Raw genomic sequence first — 21,138 nt, forward strand, 5'->3', positions numbered from 1 at the left:
TTTGCCGGCATGCCAGGCGTGGCGGCGATCGCATGGAGAATTCGACATGACATCTAAGCAAAAAATTCGCTGGGGCATTCTCGGACCCGGCAGCATCGCAAAATCCTTTGCCGGCGGCGTGGCGCAATCGCGCAATGGCGAATTGGTCGCGCTCGGCGCCCGCAACCCCGGCAAGCCGGGCCTTGCCGAAACCTTTCCGGGCGCGCGCATTCTCGACGGCTACGACGCGCTGCTTGCCGACGACGGCGTCGACGCCGTCTACATCTCGATACCGCATCCCGGCCATGCCGAATGGGCGATCAAGGCGGCCGAGGCCGGCAAGCATGTCTTATGCGAAAAGCCGCTGGCGCTGACCGCTTTCGAGGCCGACGCGATGATGCACGCGGCGCGCAGGGCCGGCACTTTTCTGGGCGAAGCCTTCATGTATCGGCTGCACCCGCAGACCCTGCAGCTGGTCGAGCTGATCAAATCGGGCGTGATCGGCGAGGTGCGCATGATCAAGTCGAGCTTCGGCTTCGCCATGCCGGGTTTCATGCCCGAGCACCGACTCTATGCCAATGAGCTGGCCGGCGGCGGCATCCTCGACGTCGGCGGCTATCCGGTCTCGATGGCGCGGCTGATTGCCGGCGCGGCGGCAGGCCAGCCCTTCCTCGAGCCGGACAAGGTGGCGGGCGCGGCTCATCTCGGCCAGTCCGGCGTCGACGAATGGGCTTCCGCTTTGCTCCATTTCCCCGGCGGCATCGTCGCCGAGGTTTCCTGCAGCATCTCGCTCAACCAGGACAACGTGCTGCGCATATTCGGCACCAAGGGCCATATCGAGGTGCCCGACTTCTGGTTCGCCGGTGGCAACCGCGATGTCGGACCGGGCCGGATCGACGTGATCCGGTCCGGCGGCACGCGCGAGACGATCAGCGTCAACGAAACCCGCCACCTCTATTCCTTCGAGGTCGATGCGGCGGGCGAGGCGATCCTTGCCGGCCGGCAGGAATTCGCCTGGCCGGGCATGGGCTGGGCCGACAGCCTCCATAATTTGCGTGTTCTCGACAAATGGCGCACGGCGGTCGGGCTGGAATACGAGATCGAGAAGCCGGCCAAGCGTGTCAACACCATCTCCGGACGGCCGCTGCGCACCGGCGGCACCGCCATCGGCAAGCGCGCCATTCCGGGCCTGCCGCGCCAGGCCTCGCGGCTGGCGCTCGGCTTCGAGGATTTCCGAACCTTCTCGTCAGGCTCGATCCTGCTCGACGCCTTCTTCGAGGCGGGCGGCAATCTGTTCGACACCGGCTTTGTCTATGGCGCCGGCTACACCGAAACGCTGCTCGGCCAATGGCTGAAGAATCGCGGCGTGCGCGAGCAGTCGGTCATCATCGCCAAGGGCGCGCATTCGCCGCTCTGCTATCCCGATGTGATCGGCAAGCAGCTCGCCCAGTCGCTCGACCGGCTGCAGACCGACCATGTCGACATCTATTTCATGCATCGCGACAATCCGGACGTGCCGGTCGGCGAGTTCGTCGATGCCATGGACCGGGAGGCGAAGGCCGGCCGCATCCGCGGCCTGTTCGGCGGCTCCAACTGGACGATGGAGCGGATGGATGAAGCGATCGCCTATGCCGAACGCGCCGGCAAGCAGAAGCCCGGCGCGCTGTCGAACAATTTCTCGCTGGCCGAGATGCTGGAGCCGATCTGGGCCGGCTGCATAACCTCCTCCACCGACGCCTGGAAGGCCTGGCTGGCAGCGCGGCAGATGCCGAATTTCGCCTGGTCGAGCCAGGGCCGCGGCTTCTTCACCGACCGCGCCGGGCGCGACCGGCAAGACAATGAGGAGCTGGTGCGGGTCTGGTATTCGGAGAAGAATTTCGGCCGCCGCGACCGGGCGATCGAGCTCGCCAACCGGCTGGGCAAGAGCCCGATCCATGTCGCGCTGGCCTACGTGCTGGCGCAGCCCTTCCCCTCGGTGCCGCTGATCGGCCCGCGCACGCTTGACGAGCTGGAGGACAGTCTCAAGGCGCTGGATATCGCGCTGACGGCTGAGGATCTGGCGTGGCTGGATGATGGGCCGGAGAGGCGGCGAGCTTAGATCATCCAGCGTCGCGTTCCTTCGCGCCCCCCTCTGCCCTGCCGGGCATCTCCCCCTCAAGGGGGGAGATCAGATGTCACGCGGGCTTTCGCCAATCTCCAATGGTGCAAGACGGAGTGAGGCGCCGAAGCTGCCAATCTCCCCCCTTGAGGGGGAGATGTCCGGCAGGACAGAGGGGGGTGCCTCGCGCCGACGTCTCGAAATGATCGACCCTCACCCTACCGATCCACCCGCGTCGACAAGATAATCGACGACGACGTCCGCTCCACGCCATCCATCGCCCCGATCCGGTCGAGCAGCGCGTCGAGATCCCTGATCGACGGCGCGTCGACGATGACGATCATGTCGAAATTGCCGCTCACCGAATGCAGCGTCCTGACCGGAGGCAGCGCCTCGAGGCTGCGCACCACCTTGTCGGCGAGCTTGGGCGTGACGGTGAGCAGCACATGCGCCTTGACCAGCCCCTGCTCATAGTCGGGTGACAGCCGCACACCGTAGCCGGTGATGATGCCGCGCAGTTCCAGCCGCTCGATGCGGCTTTGCACCGTCGTGCGCGACACGCCCAGCTTTCGCGCCAGCTCCGCGGTCGAGGCACGCGCGTTGGCGCGCAGCAGGGAAAGCAGCGCTTGTTCGGCTTCCGTGAGCATTTCGACGAAACCTTTCGGCAAATCGCTTAAAGTTGAGTTTCACTTTGCCAGATTCCACGCTTCCTTTCGACAGGCAAGCTGCGATGATTCCCTCCAACTCGAATTGGCAGGGGTATTGATCATGAAGAACATCGTTGTCGTCGGCGCCGGCAAGATCGGCTCGACCATCGCCGAGATGCTTAGTTCCACGGGCGACTATCGCGTCACACTCGTCGACCGCTCGGCCGCGCAGCTCGCCGCGGCCGAATTGCCGGCCGGCGTCGAGACGCAGGAGCTCGACATCGCCGCCCCCGGCGCGCTGGAGAAAACCCTTGCCGGCAAGTTCGCGGTGCTGAGCGCGGCGCCCTTCCACCTCACCACGCGCATCGCCGAAGCCGCGGCCGCCACCGGCGTGCACTATCTCGACCTTACCGAGGATGTCGTCTCGACCCGCCGGGTGAAGGAGCTGGCGCGCGAGGCCAAGAGCGCCTTCATCCCGCAATGCGGCCTGGCGCCCGGCTTCATCTCGATCGTCGCCAACGATCTCGCCAGCCGTTTCGACACGCTGGAGAGCGTGCGCATGCGCGTCGGCGCACTGCCGCAATATCCGTCGAATGCGCTGAACTACAACCTCACCTGGAGCACCGACGGCGTCATCAACGAATATTGCGAGCCCTGCGAGGCGATCGTCGAGGGCGAGCTGATCGAGGTGCCGCCGCTTGAGGAGCGCGAGGAATTCTCGCTCGACGGCGTCACCTATGAGGCGTTCAACACCTCGGGCGGGCTCGGCACTTTGGCCGAGACGCTGAAAGGCAAGGTGCGCACGCTGAATTACCGCACCATCCGCTATCCCGGCCATGCCGCGATCATGAAGGCGCTGCTCAACGACCTTGGGCTGCGCCACCGCCGCGACGTGCTGAAGGACATCTTTGAGAGCGCGCTGCCGGCGACGCTGCAGGACGTGGTCATCGTCTTCGTCACCGTTTCGGGGCGCAAGAACGGCCGCCTGCTGCAGGAGACCTACGCCAACAAGATCTATTCCAAGCGGATCGGCAATCTGGTGCGCAGCGCCATCCAGATCACCACCGCCTCAGGCATCTGTGCCGTGCTCGACATGCTGGCCGACGGCAGCCTGCCGGCGAAGGGTTTTGTCCGCCAGGAGGATATCGCGCTCGACGCCTTCCTCGCCAACCGCTTCGGCCGCGCCTACGCGCAGCACGAGATGGCAAGCCGGTTGGCGAGCTGAGCTCGGAGGCGATAAGCGCCTGCCCTTGTCTGAGGAGCGGCGCGGATTGGCCCGGAACGGCCGGCGGTCCGCGCCAGTTCTTTCCTACCAATCGCTGAGCTTGGTGTCGGGTCCGTAGTCCTGGCCCTCGATATCCTTCACCACGGCCTGGCCGCAGCGCATCGACTTGGTCGTCTTGTCATAAGCATAGGTCGGGGAGCCGAAGAGGTGCCAGCCCTTGTTCAGGGCCGAGGTCACCTTATGGCAGAAAGTGGAATCGTCCGGACCGGACAGAAAGCGGTAAAGTTTCATTTTTCGACCCTGTGGTGAAATATCCGCGCATCATGCGCCGATGATTGCGGCCTTCGCCAGCAGTTTCTCGGCTTCCGCCAGATGCAGCCGCTCGACCATGCGGCCGTCGAGCGCGATGACGCTCTTGCCGGCATTTTCGGGTCGCGCGAACGCGTCCCGGATCGCGCGCGCTCTGGCCAGCGCCTCGGGCGACGGCGCAAAGGCGCGGTTCGCCGGCTCGATCTGATTGGGGTGGATCAGCGACTTGCCGTCAAAACCCATGGCGGCCGCCTCGACGCATTCACGGGCGAAGCCGTCGAGGTCGCGGAAATCATTGGCGACGCCGTCGATCACGTCGAGGCCGCCAACGCGGGCGGCGAGCACCAGCTGCAGCAGCCAGGGCATGAGGTAGCGCCGGTCGGTCGAGATGCCCGTCGCTTTCACCAAATCGTTTGTTCCGGCGACGAAACAAGCAAGGCGCGAAGCCGGATCGCGGCCAAGCTCGGCGATGGCGCCGATGTTAAGCAGGGCCTTGGGCGTCTCGATCATCGCCCATAGCTTGACCGTATCGAGCGCGAAATTGTCGTCGAGCAGATCGCCGGCCTCGAGGATATCGCGCGGCGTGCCGATCTTTGGCAGAAGAATGCCGTCAGGCTCGGCCTTGGCGACGGCCAACAGGTCGTCGATGCCCCATTCGCTGGCGAGCGGATTGATGCGCACCACCATCTCGCAGCGCCGTTCGGGGCGCGCTGCCAGGACATCCGCCACCCTGTCACGCGCTAAAACCTTGCCGGCGGGGGCGACGCCATCCTCGAGGTCGATGATAACGGCATCGCAGGCCAAGGATCCTATCTTGGCGAGCGCCCGCTCGTTGGAGGCGGGCATATAAAGCACCGAGCGGCGCGGGCGGTAGGTGTCGACGGTCATGGCCGATCTATGCCGGGTGATGGCGGGCGAGGCAAGGCGGCGCGGCCAAACACGTGCACACCATAGAACTCATTTGCGTTCAGGCTAATTGCCGAAGCCGGCGCCGCCCCTCATTGCCCTGCCGGGCATTTCTCCCCGTATAGTGACGGGGAGAAAGGGGCTGGCCGCGGAGTCGCCGCCATTCCTGCAACGTCGCCGATTGGCGAAACCGCCGGCGACAGCGCCCCTCTCCCCGTCACTATACGGGGAGAGGATGCCGGCAGGCAGGTGAGGGGCAGCGCCGGCCTGAAGCAATTTTGCTCTTGCACGAAAACTGCAAATCCTTGCGGAAAACCTCCTCCAACCCGCCGCGCGCTTTCCGCATGGGCCGGCGAAACAGGTGGGCATGCGAACACATCACGAATTCCGTTGGTCCCCGCCCCCACGCCTCCGCAACGACGGCTGGTGGTTCGTCGAGCCGCAGAGGCCGCGCCCCACGGCAATCGTGCTGACTTTTATCCCGAAAGCCCGGCATGCTGTCCGAACGGCCAGGCTGGGCGGGAGCCGGGCATGACAGCGATATCGCTTACACCGAGTTATTGCCGCCGCGTCGGTGCCGCCGTGCTCCTGGTGGCGCTGGCCGATTTCCTCTTCTACGGCCAGCCGGCCGGCATCACGGTCTTCCTGTTCGGCATGGTGCTATCCGGCGCCGTCATCGCCATGCATCCCGCCGCGCTCAGCGACGGTCGCGTCTGGCTCAGGCCTCTCGCCCTTTTCGCGGCGCTGCTGCCGCTCGTCGAAAATGTCAGCCCGCTGTCGGTCCTGGTCGTGATCGCGGCGCTGGCGGTGTTCGCGCTGTCGCTCGCCGGCCGGCTGCGCATGGGCCTTGCCCGCATCGCCGGCCAGCTTTGCCTGTTCCTGCTTGCGGCACCCTTCCGGTTCGCTCGCGACTTCTTGCGCTGGCGCAAGGTGGCGCGCCGGCTCGGGCGGCGGCGCATCCGGCTCGCGGCAATCGCGGTCTGGGCCATGCCGCTGACCCTCGGCGCCGTCTTTCTCGCTCTGTTCGGCGCCGCCAATCCGATCATCGAACACTGGCTGTCGCTGATCGATCTCTACGCGCTGCTCGAACGCATCGAGGTCGAGCGGCTGATCTTCTGGCTGGTCGCGCTGGCCGGCGTCTGGGCTTTCCTGAGGCCGCGCCTGCCGCGCTTCGTATCGCGCATCAGGCAGGCCATGCCTGCGACGCCGGTAGCCCGATCGAAAAGCACCACGGCCGAGGACATCATCTTCGGCAAGGCGGCGATCCTGCGCGCGCTGGTCGTCTTCAATGCGCTGTTTTCCGTGCAGACCGCGCTCGACGCCAACTATCTCTGGGGCGGCGCAGCGCTCCCGGATGGGCTGACCTACGCCGCCTATGCGCATCGCGGCGCCTATCCGCTGATCGTCACCGCGCTGCTCGCCGCCGGTTTCGTGCTGGCGGCGCTACGGCCCAACAGCGAAACGTCCCGTGATCCCCTCATCCGCCGGCTGGTCTATCTCTGGGTAGCTCAGAACATCGTGCTGGTGATCTCGTCGATGCTGCGGCTCGACCTTTATGTCGGCGTCTATGCGCTCACCTACCTGCGCATCGCCGCCTTCATCTGGATGGGGCTGGTGGCGGCGGGGCTGACGCTCATCATCGCCCGCATCGCGCTGACAAAATCCAGCCAATGGCTGCTCTCCGCCAATCTTCTGACGTTATCGGCGACGCTTTATGCCTGCTCATACATCAACTTCGCCGCGCTGATCGCCAACTACAATGTCGACCATTCCCTCGAAATGACCGGACAGGGCGTTCCTCTCGACGGCTGGTATCTTCGCGATCTCGGCCCCGGCGCCTTCCCGGCGCTCGACCGATTCCTCGCGCAGCTGGGCAGCACGGCCGCTTCCGGCCATCCGCTCTGGCACGACTTCCCCGACCTGCGCCGCCAGGATGAAATCCACTGGCGCGCCGAGCAGAAAAACTGGCGAGCCTGGAGCTTTCGCGACTGGCGGCACGCCCGCTATCTCGACAAGAGAGGCCCGCTCGTGGTTCCTCAGCCTACCGAACCCTCCATGCCGGACCGCTGATCGATGCCGCACAACATCCTCGTCGCCGATGACGACCCGCATATCCGCGAGATCATCTGCTTCGCGCTGGAAAAGGCCGGCATGAAGGCGCTAGGCGTGGCCGACGGCGCCGCCGCCCTGCAGGCGGTCGATCGCCGCGCGCCCGATCTCATCGTACTCGACATCGGCATGCCGGAGATGGACGGGCTGGAGGTCTGCCGCAGGTTGCGCCAGCGCTCCGACGTGCCGGTGCTGTTCCTGTCGGCGCGGGATGAAGAAATCGACCGCATCCTCGGCCTGGAAATGGGCGGCGACGACTATGTGACGAAACCGTTCAGCCCGCGCGAGTTGGTCGCCCGCGTCAACGTCATCCTGCGGCGCGCCCGCCCGGCGTCACCGGAAGAAACTGACGACCGGCAATTCGCGCATGGCAAGCTCACGCTTGTTCCGACGAGCCACGCCGCCTGCTTCGACGGCAAGCCGCTCATCTTAACGGCGATCGAGTTCGCGATCCTCAAAGGCTTTCTCGCCCGTCCGCAGCACGTGCTTGGCCGCGACGCGGTGAAGGCCAATGCCTATCAATCGAATATCCATGTCTCGGAACGCACCGTCGACAGCCATATCCGCAACATCCGCGCCAAGCTGGCGGCGGTCGGCTGCCTGGATGCGATCGCGACCGTGCATGGCGTCGGCTTCCGGCTCGGCCGATGCGGTGGTTGAGCAAGGAAAGATGGCGGCCCAGGCTTGCCACCGTCGTCGTCGCCATCCTGATCGTGGTGATGGCGCTGCCGCTGGTCGGGCTGTTCTTCTTCCGGCTCTATGAGAACCAGCTGATCCGCCAGACCGAGGGCGAGCTCATCGCGCAGGGCGCGGTCGTCGCCGCCATCTATGCCGACGCGGTGCGCGCCGCCGGCATCCCGCCTGACAAGCTCGGCGCGCAAATGCCTGCGGTGCGTGACAATACCAATTATCCCTACGAGCCGATCGAGCCGCGCCTCGACCTTGCCTCCGACGATGTCATGCCGACGCGCCCGGCTGGTCTTCCCGAGACCGCCGATCCGGCTCTCGCCGCGATCGGCGCGCGGCTCGACGGCATCCTCGACGAGACGCAGAAGACGACGCTTGCCGGCTTCCGCCTGCTCGACCCGCATGGCGTCGTCATTGCCGGCGGCGATGAGCTGGGCTTGTCGCTCGGCCAGGTCGAGGAGGTGCGGCAGGCGCTCGCCGGCTCTTATGCGAGCGAACTCCGTCTCAGGATACCCGACCAGCCGCCGCCGCCGCTCTATTCGGTGAGCCGCGGCACCAAGGTGCGCGTCTTCGTCGCCATGCCGGTCGATCTCGATGGCAAGGTCGCCGGAGTGGTGTACCTGTCGAGAACGCCGAACAACATCGTCAAGCACCTCTATGGCGAGCGCGGGAAGGTCACGCTCGCGGCGCTCGCCATGCTCGGCGGCACGCTGCTGATCGCGCTGGTGTTCATCCGCACCGTCAGCCGGCCGATCTATGCGCTGATCGAGCGGACAAAACGCATCGCCGCGGGGGATCGCGATGCGATGCGGCCGCTCGACCATCACGGCACGCGCGAGATGGCGGCGCTGTCGGCCGCTTTCCTCGACATGGCCGCCAAATTGCAGGCGCGCTCCGACAGCATCCAGACCTTCGCCACCCATGTCTCGCACGAGCTGAAATCGCCGCTGACGGCGATCCAGGGCGCGGCCGAGCTGCTCAGGGATTCTGGCGGGACGATGGACGAGGCCGAGCGGCGGCGCTTTTCCAACAACATCGTTACCGATGCCGGGCGGCTCAATCTCCTGGTGCGCCGGCTGCTCGAGCTGGCGCGCGCGGAAAACCTGGCGCCGAGCGGCGAAAGCACGACGCTCAACGCGGCGCTGGCCTTGCTGCCGGTCGACACCAGGCTGGAGGCGCACATCGAGGCCGGCGGCGATGCCAGCCTCGGCATCTCAGGTGAGAATCTCGCGATCGTGCTCGCCAACCTGATCGACAATTCGGCCAGGCACGGCGCGAGAGAGGTCACGATCGGCGCCGCAAGCGCAGGCGAAAGAGTGGCGGTCCATATCGGCGACGACGGCGACGGCATCTCGCCCAGCAACCGCACAAAAGTGTTCGAGCCGTTCTTCACCACAAGGCGCGAGGCCGGCGGCACCGGCATGGGCCTCGGCATCGTGCTGGCCCTCCTGAAAGCGCATGATGGCACGATAACGCTGGTTGACTCCGCACGCGGCACGCGCTTCGAGATCAATTTGCCGGGAGTGTGAGTCCGAGCATGATCTTGTCCGAAAACCGGCTTTCCGGATCATGTTCTAAGCTGGAGAGCCGAGAAGAGTGCGCTACGACATCGTCATCATCGGCGGGGCCATCGTCGGTTCCTCCGTCGCCTACTACCTGCGCGAGGAAGGATTCTCGGGCTCCATCGCGCTGATCGAGCGCGATCCGCTATTTTCCCAGGCCGCGACGACGCTGTCCCTGGCCTCGATCCGCCAGCAATTCTCGATTCCGGAAAACATCCGCCTGTCGCAATTCACGCTGAAACTGTTCCGGCGGCTGAAGGAAACATTTGGCGCCGACGCCGATATCGGCTTCCGCGAAGGCGGCTATCTCATCCTTGCCGGCGAGGCCGGGCTGCCGATCCTCAAGGCCAATCATCAGGCGCAGATCGCCGAGGGCGCCGACATCGTGCTGGAAAATGCCGGGCAGCTGACGCGCCGTTTCCCCTGGCTGTCGACCGAAGGCATTTCCGCCGGCGCTTATGGCCGCAGCGGCGAAGGCTGGTTCGACGCGCATGCGCTGCTGATGCTGTTCCGCAAGGCGCTGCGCGACAAGAAGATCGATTTCATCACGGCTTCGGTCACCGGCATTTCACGAGACGGCAATCGCGTCGCCGGTGTCTCCCTCGACAATGGCGAGACGCTTGAGGCCGGCATCATCGTCAACGCCGCCGGCCCGAATGCCGGCAAGGTGGCGGCTTTGGCCGGGCTCGCGCTGCCGGTCGAGCCGCGCAAGCGCAACGTCTTCGTCTTCGAGGCGCGCGAGAGATATGCCGACATGCCGCTGCTGGTCGATCCATCCGGCATCTATGTGCGGCCCGAAGGCTCGGTCTACCTCACCGGCGGCGCCGAGCCGGAGGAAGGCGATAGCGCACCCGACCCGAAGGATTTCGAGGTCAACTGGCCGCTGTTCGAGGAGGTGATCTGGCCGGTGCTCGCCACCCGCATCCCCGCCTTCGAGGCGATCAAGCCGACGCGCGCCTGGGTCGGGCACTACGACTACAACACGCTCGACCAGAACGCGGTGATCGGCCCGCATCCGGAGGTCGAAAACTTCCTCTTCGCCAACGGTTTTTCCGGCCACGGCCTGCAGCAGGCGCCGGCGGTCGGCAAGGCGCTCTCGGAGCTCATCGTGCATGGCGGGTATAGGACGATCGATTGCTCGGCGTTCGGGTATGGGCGGGTAGCCGAGGGAAGGGCGTTCCGGGAGCTTAATGTGATTTGAGGGGTGGGTGACGAGAAGTCACTCCAGCGCTGGCGGGACAGCACCCCCCTCTGTCCTGCCGGACATCTCCCCCTCAAGGGGGAGATTGGCAGCTCGGGCGCCTGGCTCATTCTGCAACGTCGGTGATTGGCGAAAGCCGGCGTGACAGCTGATCTCCCCCCTTGAGGGGGAGATGCCCGGCAGGGCAGAGGGGGGCGCGAAGGATCGCAACGTTGGCTGCTTACGCCGCCCGCCTTCTCTCACCAAGATACCGTTGCAGCCACCCCAGCACCCGCGCCCACCCCTCCGCATGCTCGGCCGCCGCGTCCGGGAAGCCGGCGAAGCCGCCATGGCAGATGGTGAGCCGGGTGCCGGCGGGGGTCGGCTCCAGCAGATAGGCGACCGTCGTTTCGTGACGCCCCAGCGTCGGGTGATCCCAGTCGTAGCGCCTTGTCTGCACGATCCGGCGCGGTACCTCGATCTCGAGGAATCTCCCGCTGGCGGGCAGGCGGCTGCCGTCCGCCGTTTTGACGGTGAGGCTCCACCGCCCGCCGGCGCGGAGGTCGGCGGTCCAACCGGTCATCCGGTAGGTTTCGGCGGATCCCCACCAGCGCTCGATGTCGTCGGTGACGAGCGCGGTGAAGACTGCCTCTGGAGCCGCCGGGATTTCGGCCGCGGCCATGACCGTCTCGGCGTTCGCCATGGCCTGCGGCCAGGAATGCCCCAGCATCATCGCAACCTCCTTCGGTTCGTTTCGATTTCGAAACGAATCCCTCAATCCTTTGACGGCGGACGCTCGAAACCCTTGCCGGTCTCGAGCAGGCTCTTGAGGCTCGCCAACACCAGCGGCCAGCCCTTGGCGACATTCTCGATCAGCCTGTGCGGGCCGTCGGCCTCATGGGTGACGGCAAGCTTTATCAGCTCGCCCTCCTGCTCGATGGTGAAGGTGCAGCGCGTGTAGCCATCCTCCTTCACCTCGGGCAGCCATTCGTTGCGCCATTTGATGACCAGGCGTTTTGGCGGGTCGATCTCGAGGATCTCGCCCGAGTCGGCAACACGGCCGTCGGGAAAGATCAGCCTCCAGCTCGACCCAACCTTCCAGTCGCTCTCCTGGTAGGAGCAGAGAAAGAACTGCCGGTTGAATTCCGGATCGGTCAGCGCCGTCCAGAGTTTTTCCGGCGTGGTGCGGATATAGGTGACGTAGACGAAACTGTTGTTGCTCACGGCTCTTCCCTTTCAAGGCGTTGCTTCAGGTCGCTGAGGGCGGCCAATCGCCCCCGCTCGAACTTGCCGATCCAACGCTCGGCGATCTCGTTGATCGGAACGGGGTTGAGGTAGTGCTCCTTCTCCCGGCCCCGGCGCACGGTGGTGACTAGATTTGCTTCTTCCAGGATCACCAGGTGCTTGGTCACCGCCTGGCGAGTCATGTCCATCCGTTCGCAGAGCGCATTCAGCGTCTGCCCGTTCCGGGCATAGAGGCTGTCCAGCAATTGCCGGCGAGTCGGGTCGGCCAAAGCGCGAAAGACGGCATCCATGCTCATGGCTTTAATATGCAACCATTTGGTTGCATGTCAAGTGGCACGACGGAACCAGGCAATCACTTGCCGGTGAATGGCGTCAGTTCTTGCGGGAAAACCAGAAGGCGTCGGTCATGCGTTTCATGCCGATGCGCTCGTAGAAGCCGACGGCGTCGGGCAGCGAGATCAGGCTGACGGCGACCGAAGGGCCGAGCTGGCGGCGCGCCTCGTCCATCAGGCCCTTGCCGACGCCCAGCCCTTGCGCTGAGGCAGACACGGCGAGCTCGGAAATGTAGCAGACCCAGGAGAAGTCGGTGACGCCGCGAGCGACGCCGATCAGCGGCTTGCCTTCGATATCGAGGCGCGCCGTCAGCACCAGGCTGGCATTGCCGAGCATCGTCTTCAGCCGGGCCTCGTCATCGACGGGGCGCGTTTCGCCGAGGCCGGATTCCACCAGCACGCGGCGGAATTCGGCGACATCGAGCGTGGGTTCGCTTGCGTAGAGAATCTTCGAAATCGGCGCCATGCCGCCAAGGTGCCCGATCGGTCGGCATTTTGAAAGTGCGCGGTGCCGATCTCTTGTTCGATGGCCCAAGCCCAACCGCCAACAGTTGCCTTTCATTTGCCGCCGGCTTTGTGTAAACCGTCCCGCAAAATTCCCCGCAGCAAAAGAAGACGGGCAAGGACCATGGACAAATTCACCAAGCTCACAGGCGTCGCCGCGCCCATGCCGATCGTCAATGTCGACACCGACATGATCATCCCGAAGGACTACCTGAAGACGATCAAGCGCACCGGGCTTGGCACCGGCCTGTTCGCCGAGATGCGCTACAAGGACGACGGCTCGGAGAACCCGGATTTCGTGCTCAACAAGCCGGCCTACCGCAAGGCGCAGATCCTGGTCGCCGGCGACAATTTCGGCTGCGGCTCGAGCCGCGAGCATGCGCCCTGGGCGCTGCTTGATTTCGGCATTCGCTGCGTGATCTCGACCTCGTTCGCCGACATTTTCTACAACAATTGCTTCAAGAACGGCATCCTGCCGATCACCGTCAGCCCGGAGGACCTCGACAAGCTGATGGACGACGCCTCGCGCGGCTCCAACGCGACGCTGTCGGTCGATCTCGAGGCCAAGGAGATCCGCGGCCCGGACGGCGGCGTGGTCACGTTCGACCTCGACGACTTCAAGCGCCACTGCCTGTTGAACGGCCTCGACGACATCGGGCTCACCATGGAGAAGGCCGGCGCCATCGCGTCCTTCGAGAAGAAGAATGCCGAGCAGCGCCCCTGGGCCTGAGCGTTGTGAACTCATAGCCCGGCCCTCGCAGGCCGGGTTTGCGGCGGCTGAATGGAGGGACAGTCATGACACGCTCGCTTCTGGCCGGCGCCTGCGCCTCGGCGGCAATCCTTCTGGCTATGGCCGGCGCAAGCGCGCAGACACAAACGCCCGCCACCCAGCAGACGCCTGAAACTTCCGACCAGGGAACGACCGTTCAGGGATCGGGCAGCGACGACGCGGCCGCGCCAGACGATGACAGCCAGGCGCCGATCCCGTTCGAGGGTGGCCAGCTCACCATCACGCAGCCGGAACAGGACGGCGAGAAGGTGCTGTCCTATGACGGCAAGGAGCTCGCCAGCAACTACGACGTCTTTTTCGACAGGATCGTCAAGATCGGCGACGTCAACGTGGCGCTGGTCGACGTCGGCGACGGCGGCAACCAGTGCGGACCGGCCAAGGTCATCGTCTGGAAGCCGAAGGACGGCGAGATCCAGACCATCACGGTCGAGCAGGACGAATGCGGCGCGCCGCCGGCGGCGGTCTCCGACAACGCCATCTATTTCGTGCCCTACCTCCTGCCGGGCGATTCCAAGCCGGCGCTGCAATGGTCGCCGACCACCGGGCTGACGACCTCGGGCGAGCTCACCTATTCGCCGGAACCCGGCACCGACTGGAAGGACGTCGATCCGTCGAAATACGACAACATCATCGACGCGTTCCACAACGAGGCCGTCTACAAGGCGGCAGAGGCGCTGCTCGGCAAGGACATGCCGGATGTGGCGACCAGCCTGCTGGTCGGCGGCGGCACCGAAAAGACGGCCTCCGGCGCTTTCTACGCCAGCGGCTGCGTGCCGCATGACTGCGGCGGCAATGACGGCTTCATGGCGGTCGACCCGGTGAAGCACAAGGTCTATTTCGCCCGCCGCGGCGACAATCCCGAGCCGGATGCCTGGCCGCCGGTGAAGAACTGGCCGGAGGATATCAAGAAGGCGCTGGACGAGGCGCAGGGATCGGGGAATTAGGGTTTTCGCGACGGTGCGCCCTCGCGGCTTCGTCATCCACGGGCGGAGCGACGCGCAGCGGAGCGCAGACCCGAGGATCCATTCCGTAACGGTTGCCGAGGAATACTGCGTGCCAGAATTCTGCACCGCTGCGACGCCTCGATGTCACGGTATGGATTCCAGGGTCTGCGCGCGTCGCTTCGCTCCTTGCTCCGCCCTGGAATGACGACCGGAGGGATGCTTCGGCTAATCTCTGAGGCTTGCGTTTGCATTCGTGATAATGGTCCGCCTTGCCTGGCCCACGACCAGCAGCGCTTCTTTTGCTAGATGCATGCCAACCAACGCGAGGCCCCCATGCGCAAGCTCATCTCCACCGGCTCCCCCTTCGAAAAAACCGCCGGTTACTCCCGCGCGGTGGTGCAGGGCGACTGGTGTTTCGTGTCGGGAACGACCGGCTACGACTATGCCACGATGACGATGCCGGAGACTATCGAGGCGCAGACGCGCAACTGCCTCGCGACCATCGCCAAGGCTCTGGCCGAGGGCGGCTTCGACATGGCCGATGTGGTGCGGGCGCATTACTACGTCACCGACCAGGCTTATGTTGACGTGGTCTTCCCAATCCTCGGCGAGGCATTCGGCGACATCCGTCCGGCGGCGACGATGATCGTCTGCCAGCTCAACAAGCCCGAGATGAAGATCGAGATCGAGGTGACGGCGCTCAAGCGCACGGCATGAGGAGCTGAAACCATGCAGGTCCGGCGCATCGTAGCCAACATCGCCACACAGGATATCGCGGCGGCGAAACGCTTCTATCAGGACGTGCTCGGCCTCGATCCGCTCATGGATCTAGGCTGGATCGCCACTTACGGCTCGCAAGAGACAATGACCGTCCAGATCAGCTTCATGGCTGAAGGCGGATCCGGCACGCCGGTGCCGGATCTCTCGATCGAGGTCGACGACGTCGATGCGGCGTTTGCCGCCATGCGCAAGGCCGGCTTCGCCATCGAATACGGCCCCGCGGACGAACCCTGGGGCGTGCGGCGTTTCTATGTGCGCGACCCGTTCGGCCGGCTGGTGAATATTCTCTCGCACCGGTAGGTGCGCTGCACGTCTCCTTTGAGACGCTGGCGGGACAGCACCCCCCTCTGTCCTGCCGGACATCTCCCCCGCAAGGGGGGAGATTGGCAGTTTCGGCGCCTCGCTTCTTCCTGCGGCGTTAGGAGATTAGCGAAAGCCGGCGCGACATCGATCTCCCCCCTTGCGGGGGAGATGCCCGGCAGGGCAGAGGGGGGTGTGAAGGATCTCGGCGCTCGTCCTCTTGCGCACAGCCCGCCCGACGTTTAGCAAGGCCGCGGTTCAATTCTCTCTCCCGGACGGTTCTCCATGGCTTCGAAAAATCTCTTCCTGCTCGCCGGCGACGGCATCGGCCCCGAGGCCATGGCCGAGGTGAAGAAGCTGATTGCCGCCATGAACGGGAAGCTCGACAGCGGTTTCGTCACCGACGAGGGGCTGGTCGGCGGCTCAGCCTACGATGCGCATGGCGCGGCGATCTCCGATGCCGACATGGCAAAGGCGATTGCCGCGGACGCCGTGCTGTTCGGCGCGGTCGGCGGGCCGAAATGGGACAAGGTGGCTTACGAGGTGCGCCCCGAGGCCGGACTGCTGCGGCTGCGCAAGGACATGGAGCTGTTCGCCAATCTTCGCCCGGCGATCTGCTATCCGGCGCTCGCGGCATCCTCCTCGCTCAAGCAAGAGGTGGTCGAGGGGCTCGACATATTGATCGTGCGCGAGCTCACCGGCGGCGTCTATTTCGGCGAGCCGAAAGAGATCATCGATCTCGGCAACGGCCAGAAGCGCGGCATCGACACGCAGGTCTACGACACGTTCGAGATCGAGCGCATCTCGGGCATCGCCTTCGAGCTCGCGCGGACGCGCCGCAACCATGTGACTTCTATGGAAAAGCGCAACGTCATGAAGTCGGGCGTGCTGTGGAACGAGGTGGTCACCCAGACGCACAAGGCCAAATTCAGCGACGTCAAGCTCGACCACATGCTGGCCGACGCCGGCGGCATGCAACTGGTGCGCTGGCCGAAACAGTTCGACGTCATCGTCACCGACAATCTGTTCGGCGACATGCTGTCAGACGTGGCGGCGATGCTGACGGGCTCGCTCGGCATGCTGCCTTCGGCCTCGCTCGGCGCGCCGGACGTCAAGACCAAGAAGCGCAAGGCGCTCTACGAGCCGGTGCACGGCTCGGCGCCCGACATCGCCGGCAAGGGCATCGCCAACCCGATCGCGATGATCGCATCCTTCGCTATGTGCCTGCGCTATTCCTTCGCCATGGTGGCCGAGGCCGACAAGCTCGAAGCGGCAATCGCCGCCGTGCTCGACGACGGCCTGCGCACCAAGGACATCATGTCCGAAGGCATGACCGAGGTCGGCACCACCCAAATGGGCGATGCCATCATCGCCAAGTTCCTGGGCTAGCTCAAATGGCGGTCGACGTCCGCTGGGCGACGACCGAAGACGCCGAGGCGCTCGCCACCGTGCTTTGCGAGATGGCGGCGCACTATCGGCAGGCGCCGCTCGATCACGGCCGGGCGACGGCTACGGCGAGGCAGTGGCTCGGCGACGAAAGCCCGGCCTATCCGCATTTCGCGATGGCCTTTTCGGACGGGGCGGTTGTCGGGTTGGCATCGGTGGCGATCGCGCATCCCGGCATCGATCTCGAACGGCTGATGTTCCTGAAGGACCTGTTCGTGCGCGGCAGCGCCCGCAACAAAGGCGTTGGCCGAGCGCTGATCGGCTTTCTCGCCAATCATTGTGTCAGCAAGGGCATCGGCCGCATCGATCTGACGACCGAAGACTGGAACGAAGGCGCGCAGCGCTTCTACGGCCGGCTCGGTGCCGAGCGCCACAGCCAGAAGGTGTTCCTCAGGCTGTCCGGCGAGGCGCTGAGGACGGCCGCTAAATCCTGACACCAGCCGGCATCGGACCCCACCGGTTCTCCTTGAATTGAGAGGGAAGAAGACCGAAGACGAGAAAGGCCATGGCGCCCAAAGCCGGAGTGTAGCAAAGCAAGACAAGCCAGCCGGTCAGCCCGATGTCGTGCAGACGCCGCACGACGACCGCGATCGACGGCAGGATCGCTGCCAGCACGAAAAGCAGGGCAGGAATGTGCCCGATCGAGGTCCCTGGACCGTCATCGAAACCGCTTATCGCCAGGTTGAGCAGAATGCCGAAACCGAACAGCGCGACGAACAAGATGGAGAACCAGAGATAGAATGCCCAAAACTCCTTGCGGCGGGCTCGGCCGGTGAAATTCAAGTAGTCATCGCCCAGCGCTCGCAGGAAATACGCCCAGAGCCCCATCGACGTGGCGGAACGGTTTTCGGTGGCGCGGCCGCCCGCAGGCTGCCGACTGCCGCTTGGCGGCGCTGCGGCTGTTCTCGCGGCCACGATATCGGGCGCCGTTCCGTCGTCCGGCGTGAACTCGACCGGCATGGCTCTGGAAATGGTCATGTTCTGGGTCAGGTCGGCGCGGCTGAAGATGTAGCGCTTGCCGTCAACGCCGTTGATGTAGCCGTAGTCGTGATCCTGGTCGTAGTGAAACACCGTACCGCGCATTGCCGTTCCCCCTTGCGTAGCGTCCCGCAAAACTACCTAAGGTTGCGGTAAATTGCAACGTGCACGTTTTCCGTTAGAGCCTGACGCCGGCCGGCACCGGTCCCCATTTGTTGTCGCCGGCCTGGGTCGGGATCAGCGCGAAGACCAGGGTGGCGAGCCCGCCGACATAGGGCAGGAAGCAGAGGATGGCGAGCCAGCCGGTCAGACCGAGATCGTGCAGCCGGCGCACGATGAGCGCGATCCAGGGCAGGATCGTGAGCAGGACGTAAAGACCGAAAAGGCCGAACATGACGACCGGTCCGTCGCCGCCGCCCTCGACATCGCCGCGCGACAAGTCCGCGGACAGCCCGACACCGATGGCGACAACAAGGCCGATCGTCCAGAACAGGCAAAAGCCCCAGAACTCCTTGCGCCGGGCGCGGCCGGAGAAGTTGACGTAGTTCGTCGTCAGGCCGCGCCAGAAATAGCTCCACAGGCCGGTGGATTGCGCCGTCCCGTTCTCGGCGTTGCGGCCGAAATGCGCCGGCGCGGGCGCGCTGCCGGGCAGCGGTGCGGCGGGAGCAGCCGGCGAGCCGCCCCTTGCGGGAGAGGTCATGCGGGCGCGGATAGACAAGATGCCGCTTGCCCGATCGCCGTTCGGCTGGAACTCGACCTCGTCGCCCCTCGCCAGCGCCATTTCGCGGCGCAGGTCCTCGCGCGCGAATGTGTAGCGCTTGCCGTCGGCACCCGCGATGAAACCGAAGCCCTGCTGCTCGTCATAGTGAAGAACTTCGCCGCGCATTGCCCGTCCCCCTTTGCGCCACGCCTAGACTGTTCAAAGTCGCGGCGAACCGCAAGAGGCATGCGGAAATGGAGAGCATTTGGTCAGGTCTAAAGCCTCGTCTTTGCTTATCCGACGTAGGCGCTGCCCCTCACCTGCCTGCCGGCATCCTCTCCCCGTATAGTGACGGGGAGAGGGCGCTGTCGTCGCCGCTTTCGCCAATCGCCAATGTCGCAAGAAGAGCGCCGAGGTCGCGGCCAGCCCCCTTCTCCCCGTCACTATACGGGGAGAAGTGCCCGGCAGGGCGATGAGGGGCGGCGCAGACTTCTGTAGTTGGTTCCGTTGCCCTGGCGAGTCCTTGGGTGGCTATGGACCACTGAATCGGGGCGAGGGCTCAGCCAGGCCGTTTCCTTGCCTTTTTGTGCTTGGTCGGTTCGGCCTTCTCGAATTTCGCTTTGCCGGGTTTCTTCGCCCAGGGTTTTGAGTCCGGCGTCCCGGGCTGACGCTCGCTCGGCGCCCGCTTCTCGAATCCGGGACCGCCCTGATCGAAACCGCGCTTGCCGCGATGCGGCTTCTTGTCGGGTCGTGGCGGCTGATAGCCGGCTCTCGAAAGATCAGGCGCGCCGTCGAGCCGCCTGACCACGATGCTGCCCTGCAGCTTGCGGTCGGGGCCGATCGCGGCCAGGAAGCGGTCGGCCCAGTCGGCGGCGACCTGCACGAAGGTTTCTTCGGGCTGCATCTTGATTGCGCCGATCTCGCGCTTGCTGATGCCGCCGGTGCGGCACAGCATCGGGATCAGCCAGCGCGGCTCGGCATTCTGCCGGCGTCCCACCGACAGCGCGAACCAGACGCTGTCGCCGAACTCTTCGCGGCGAGAGGGCGTCTCGTCGCGGCCCGCAAACTTGTCGCCCGATGGTGCGAACGGCGCGGTCTCGAGAAGCTCTTCCGGCGCCGAGCGGCTGGAACGGCAGAGCCGCGCGAAGGCGGCGGCCACCTGCTCGGCGCCATGCTTCTCAAGCAGTGTTGCGATGAAGCCGCGCTCGTCCTCGCGCACAGGCTCCCCGAAGGCGGGGTCGGCGAGGATGCGCTCGTCGTCGCGGCGCAGCACGTCGTCGGCCGATGGCGGGCCCGCCCAGGTCGCCGTCAGCTTCGCGCTTTGCAGCAGCCTTTCGGTGCGCCGGCGGGCATTGCCCGGCACGATCAGCGCGCTCACCCCTTTTCGTCCGGCGCGGCCCGTCCGTCCGCTGCGATGCAGCAGCGTCTCCGGGTTGGTCGGCAGGTCGGCATGGACCACCAGTTCGAGATTGGGCAGGTCGATGCCGCGCGCGGCGACGTCCGTTGCGATGCAGACCTTGGCGCGGCCGTCGCGCATCGCCTGCAGCGCATGGCTGCGCTCGTTCTGGCTGAGCTCGCCGGAAAGTGCCACGACCGAAAAATTGCGGTTGTTGAAGCGCGCGGTGAGATGATTGACGGCGGCGCGCGTGTTGCAGAACACCAGCGCGTTCTTCGCCTCATAATAGCGTAGCACGTTGATGATGGCGTTCTCGCGATCGCCCTGGGCGACGCTCAGCGCCCGGTATTCGATGTCGAGATGCTGTTTTTCCTCGCCGGCGGCCGAGATGCGCACGGCATCGCGCTGGTAGCTCTTGGCCAGCGTGGCGATGGAGCGCGGCACGGTCGCCGAAAACATCAGCGTGCGCCGCTCGGCCGGTGCGGCGTCGAGGATGAATTCGAGATCCTCGCGAAAGCCGAGATCGAGCATCTCGTCGGCCTCGTCGAGCACCACGGCCTTGAGCGCCGACATGTCGAGCGCGTTTCGCGTGATGTGGTCGCGCAGCCGTCCAGGCGTGCCGACAACGATATGGGCGCCGCGTTCCAGCGCCCGACGCTCGCCGCGCATATCCATGCCGCCGACGCAGGATGCCACGGTGGCGCCGGTGAGCTCATAGAGCCACTCCAGCTCGCGCTTGACCTGCAGCGCCAGCTCGCGCGTCGGCGCCACCACCAGTCCCAGCGGCGCGCCGGCAGCGGCGAAGCGTTGCGCGCCGTCGAGCAAGGTCGGCGCCATGGCGAGGCCGAAGGCGACGGTCTTGCCGGAACCGGTCTGCGCCGAAACCAGCGCATCCGCCTGGCCAAGCTCGGGCGCCAGAACCGCCTTCTGGACGGCGGTCAGCGCTGAATAACCGCGCTTTTCCAGCGCCTCTGCCAGCGCAGGAACGATCGTTTCGAAACTGGACATTTTCTTCTTTCGG

General features: G+C 65.3%; 22 protein-coding genes. 12 read left to right on the forward strand and 10 right to left on the reverse strand.

Annotation, left to right across the window (positions count from 1 at the left end; translation table 11 throughout):
* The first annotated feature begins 46 nt into the window (after positions 1–46).
* Positions 47–2,077: an aldo/keto reductase gene (locus EJ071_RS04900; protein WP_126097066.1), complete on the forward strand. Its 2,031-nt coding sequence runs from the start codon at positions 47–49 to the stop codon at positions 2,075–2,077.
* Between the two features lie 218 nt (positions 2,078–2,295).
* Here EJ071_RS04900 and EJ071_RS04910 read toward each other — a convergent pair whose 3' ends face one another.
* Positions 2,296–2,724, reverse strand: a complete 429-nt coding sequence (locus EJ071_RS04910) for an Lrp/AsnC family transcriptional regulator (protein ID WP_126097067.1) — start codon at positions 2,722–2,724, stop codon at positions 2,296–2,298.
* A 121-nt stretch (positions 2,725–2,845) separates the two neighbouring features.
* Here EJ071_RS04910 and EJ071_RS04915 point away from each other — a divergent pair, with 121 nt between their 5' ends.
* Positions 2,846–3,949 carry a saccharopine dehydrogenase family protein gene (locus EJ071_RS04915; protein WP_126097068.1) on the forward strand — a complete coding sequence of 368 codons (1,104 nt, stop codon included), beginning with the start codon at positions 2,846–2,848 and terminating at the stop codon, positions 3,947–3,949.
* Positions 3,950–4,033: 84 nt separating this feature from the next.
* Here EJ071_RS04915 and EJ071_RS04920 read toward each other — a convergent pair whose 3' ends face one another.
* Positions 4,034–4,240 carry a DUF1737 domain-containing protein gene (locus EJ071_RS04920; protein ID WP_126097069.1) on the reverse strand — a complete coding sequence of 69 codons (207 nt, stop codon included), beginning with the start codon at positions 4,238–4,240 and terminating at the stop codon, positions 4,034–4,036.
* A gap of 30 nt (positions 4,241–4,270) precedes the next feature.
* Positions 4,271–5,146: a CoA ester lyase gene (locus tag EJ071_RS04925; RefSeq protein ID WP_126097070.1), complete on the reverse strand. Its 876-nt coding sequence runs from the start codon at positions 5,144–5,146 to the stop codon at positions 4,271–4,273.
* 549 nt (positions 5,147–5,695) lie between these two features.
* On the opposite strand from EJ071_RS04925, the gene EJ071_RS04935 reads away from it, so the two are divergent.
* The 4 genes from EJ071_RS04935 to EJ071_RS04950 all read left to right on the forward strand — a co-directional run bounded on the left by EJ071_RS04935 (position 5,696) and on the right by EJ071_RS04950 (position 10,723).
* On the forward strand, positions 5,696–7,234 hold the full coding sequence (locus tag EJ071_RS04935) for a DUF4173 domain-containing protein (protein ID WP_126097072.1): 1,539 nt from the start codon (positions 5,696–5,698) through the stop codon (positions 7,232–7,234).
* 3 nt (positions 7,235–7,237) lie between these two features.
* Complete coding sequence (locus tag EJ071_RS04940; protein WP_126097073.1) at positions 7,238–7,933, forward strand: response regulator transcription factor; 696 nt, start codon at positions 7,238–7,240, stop codon at positions 7,931–7,933.
* Positions 7,921–9,489: a HAMP domain-containing sensor histidine kinase gene (locus tag EJ071_RS04945; RefSeq protein ID WP_126097074.1), complete on the forward strand. Its 1,569-nt coding sequence runs from the start codon at positions 7,921–7,923 to the stop codon at positions 9,487–9,489. Before EJ071_RS04940 ends, EJ071_RS04945 begins: the two co-directional genes overlap by 13 nt.
* A gap of 67 nt (positions 9,490–9,556) precedes the next feature.
* On the forward strand, positions 9,557–10,723 hold the full coding sequence (locus EJ071_RS04950; protein ID WP_126097075.1) for an FAD-binding oxidoreductase: 1,167 nt from the start codon (positions 9,557–9,559) through the stop codon (positions 10,721–10,723).
* A gap of 220 nt (positions 10,724–10,943) precedes the next feature.
* Here EJ071_RS04950 and EJ071_RS04960 read toward each other — a convergent pair whose 3' ends face one another.
* The 4 genes from EJ071_RS04960 to EJ071_RS04975 form a co-directional block, all read right to left on the reverse strand.
* Positions 10,944–11,435, reverse strand: a complete 492-nt coding sequence (locus EJ071_RS04960; protein WP_245460169.1) for an SRPBCC domain-containing protein — start codon at positions 11,433–11,435, stop codon at positions 10,944–10,946.
* Positions 11,436–11,476: 41 nt separating this feature from the next.
* Entirely contained in the window at positions 11,477–11,926 is a 450-nt protein-coding gene (locus EJ071_RS04965; protein ID WP_126097077.1) for an SRPBCC family protein, read from the reverse strand.
* Positions 11,923–12,243, reverse strand: a complete 321-nt coding sequence (locus EJ071_RS04970) for a helix-turn-helix domain-containing protein (RefSeq protein ID WP_126097078.1) — start codon at positions 12,241–12,243, stop codon at positions 11,923–11,925. Before EJ071_RS04970 ends, EJ071_RS04965 begins: the two co-directional genes overlap by 4 nt.
* A 76-nt stretch (positions 12,244–12,319) precedes the next feature.
* Positions 12,320–12,745 carry a GNAT family N-acetyltransferase gene (locus EJ071_RS04975; protein WP_126097079.1) on the reverse strand — a complete coding sequence of 142 codons (426 nt, stop codon included), beginning with the start codon at positions 12,743–12,745 and terminating at the stop codon, positions 12,320–12,322.
* A 162-nt stretch (positions 12,746–12,907) separates the two neighbouring features.
* Between EJ071_RS04975 and leuD the strand changes: the two genes are divergently transcribed.
* The 6 genes from leuD (at position 12,908) to EJ071_RS05010 (ending at position 17,477) form a co-directional block, all read left to right on the forward strand.
* Entirely contained in the window at positions 12,908–13,513 is a 606-nt protein-coding gene (gene leuD / locus EJ071_RS04980) for a 3-isopropylmalate dehydratase small subunit (protein ID WP_126097080.1), read from the forward strand.
* A gap of 65 nt (positions 13,514–13,578) precedes the next feature.
* A complete protein-coding gene (locus EJ071_RS04985) occupies positions 13,579–14,517 on the forward strand; it encodes a hypothetical protein (RefSeq protein ID WP_126097081.1) in 939 nt (312 codons plus the stop codon).
* Between the two features lie 333 nt (positions 14,518–14,850).
* A complete protein-coding gene (locus EJ071_RS04990; protein WP_126097082.1) occupies positions 14,851–15,234 on the forward strand; it encodes a RidA family protein in 384 nt (127 codons plus the stop codon).
* A gap of 12 nt (positions 15,235–15,246) precedes the next feature.
* Positions 15,247–15,597: a VOC family protein gene (locus tag EJ071_RS04995; RefSeq protein WP_126097083.1), complete on the forward strand. Its 351-nt coding sequence runs from the start codon at positions 15,247–15,249 to the stop codon at positions 15,595–15,597.
* A gap of 285 nt (positions 15,598–15,882) precedes the next feature.
* A complete protein-coding gene (leuB, locus tag EJ071_RS05005) occupies positions 15,883–16,986 on the forward strand; it encodes a 3-isopropylmalate dehydrogenase (protein WP_126097084.1) in 1,104 nt (367 codons plus the stop codon).
* Positions 16,987–16,991: 5 nt separating this feature from the next.
* Positions 16,992–17,477: a GNAT family N-acetyltransferase gene (locus tag EJ071_RS05010; protein ID WP_126097085.1), complete on the forward strand. Its 486-nt coding sequence runs from the start codon at positions 16,992–16,994 to the stop codon at positions 17,475–17,477.
* Here EJ071_RS05010 and EJ071_RS05015 read toward each other — a convergent pair.
* From EJ071_RS05015 to EJ071_RS05030, 3 genes are all read right to left on the reverse strand, one after another.
* Positions 17,467–18,126 carry a DUF805 domain-containing protein gene (locus EJ071_RS05015; RefSeq protein WP_126097086.1) on the reverse strand — a complete coding sequence of 220 codons (660 nt, stop codon included), beginning with the start codon at positions 18,124–18,126 and terminating at the stop codon, positions 17,467–17,469. The genes EJ071_RS05010 and EJ071_RS05015 overlap by 11 nt on opposite strands.
* A gap of 73 nt (positions 18,127–18,199) precedes the next feature.
* Positions 18,200–18,907 (reverse strand): DUF805 domain-containing protein, encoded by a 708-nt coding sequence (locus EJ071_RS05020; protein WP_126097087.1) that lies wholly within the window; start codon positions 18,905–18,907, stop codon positions 18,200–18,202.
* Between the two features lie 373 nt (positions 18,908–19,280).
* Positions 19,281–21,125 (reverse strand): DEAD/DEAH box helicase, encoded by a 1,845-nt coding sequence (locus EJ071_RS05030; protein WP_126097088.1) that lies wholly within the window; start codon positions 21,123–21,125, stop codon positions 19,281–19,283.
* Positions 21,126–21,138 lie beyond the last annotated feature (13 nt).

It is taken from the genome of Mesorhizobium sp. M1B.F.Ca.ET.045.04.1.1, assembly GCF_003952465.1.
Lineage (GTDB): Bacteria > Pseudomonadota > Alphaproteobacteria > Rhizobiales > Rhizobiaceae > Mesorhizobium > Mesorhizobium shonense.

Coding starts and splice junctions, on each gene's coding strand:
- EJ071_RS04900 (WP_126097066.1), top strand. CDS start 47: ATGACATCTAAGCAAAAAATTCGCTGGGGCATTCTCGGACCCGGCAGC.
- EJ071_RS04910 (WP_126097067.1), bottom strand. CDS start 2,724: ATGCTCACGGAAGCCGAACAAGCGCTGCTTTCCCTGCTGCGCGCCAAC.
- EJ071_RS04915 (WP_126097068.1), top strand. CDS start 2,846: ATGAAGAACATCGTTGTCGTCGGCGCCGGCAAGATCGGCTCGACCATC.
- EJ071_RS04920 (WP_126097069.1), bottom strand. CDS start 4,240: ATGAAACTTTACCGCTTTCTGTCCGGTCCGGACGATTCCACTTTCTGC.
- EJ071_RS04925 (WP_126097070.1), bottom strand. CDS start 5,146: ATGACCGTCGACACCTACCGCCCGCGCCGCTCGGTGCTTTATATGCCC.
- EJ071_RS04935 (WP_126097072.1), top strand. CDS start 5,696: ATGACAGCGATATCGCTTACACCGAGTTATTGCCGCCGCGTCGGTGCC.
- EJ071_RS04940 (WP_126097073.1), top strand. CDS start 7,238: ATGCCGCACAACATCCTCGTCGCCGATGACGACCCGCATATCCGCGAG.
- EJ071_RS04945 (WP_126097074.1), top strand. CDS start 7,921: ATGCGGTGGTTGAGCAAGGAAAGATGGCGGCCCAGGCTTGCCACCGTC.
- EJ071_RS04960 (WP_245460169.1), bottom strand. CDS start 11,435: ATGATGCTGGGGCATTCCTGGCCGCAGGCCATGGCGAACGCCGAGACG.
- EJ071_RS04970 (WP_126097078.1), bottom strand. CDS start 12,243: ATGAGCATGGATGCCGTCTTTCGCGCTTTGGCCGACCCGACTCGCCGG.
- EJ071_RS04975 (WP_126097079.1), bottom strand. CDS start 12,745: ATGGCGCCGATTTCGAAGATTCTCTACGCAAGCGAACCCACGCTCGAT.
- leuD (WP_126097080.1), top strand. CDS start 12,908: ATGGACAAATTCACCAAGCTCACAGGCGTCGCCGCGCCCATGCCGATC.
- EJ071_RS04985 (WP_126097081.1), top strand. CDS start 13,579: ATGACACGCTCGCTTCTGGCCGGCGCCTGCGCCTCGGCGGCAATCCTT.
- EJ071_RS04990 (WP_126097082.1), top strand. CDS start 14,851: ATGCGCAAGCTCATCTCCACCGGCTCCCCCTTCGAAAAAACCGCCGGT.
- EJ071_RS04995 (WP_126097083.1), top strand. CDS start 15,247: ATGCAGGTCCGGCGCATCGTAGCCAACATCGCCACACAGGATATCGCG.
- leuB (WP_126097084.1), top strand. CDS start 15,883: ATGGCTTCGAAAAATCTCTTCCTGCTCGCCGGCGACGGCATCGGCCCC.
- EJ071_RS05010 (WP_126097085.1), top strand. CDS start 16,992: ATGGCGGTCGACGTCCGCTGGGCGACGACCGAAGACGCCGAGGCGCTC.
- EJ071_RS05015 (WP_126097086.1), bottom strand. CDS start 18,126: ATGCGCGGTACGGTGTTTCACTACGACCAGGATCACGACTACGGCTAC.
- EJ071_RS05020 (WP_126097087.1), bottom strand. CDS start 18,907: ATGCGCGGCGAAGTTCTTCACTATGACGAGCAGCAGGGCTTCGGTTTC.
- EJ071_RS05030 (WP_126097088.1), bottom strand. CDS start 21,125: ATGTCCAGTTTCGAAACGATCGTTCCTGCGCTGGCAGAGGCGCTGGAA.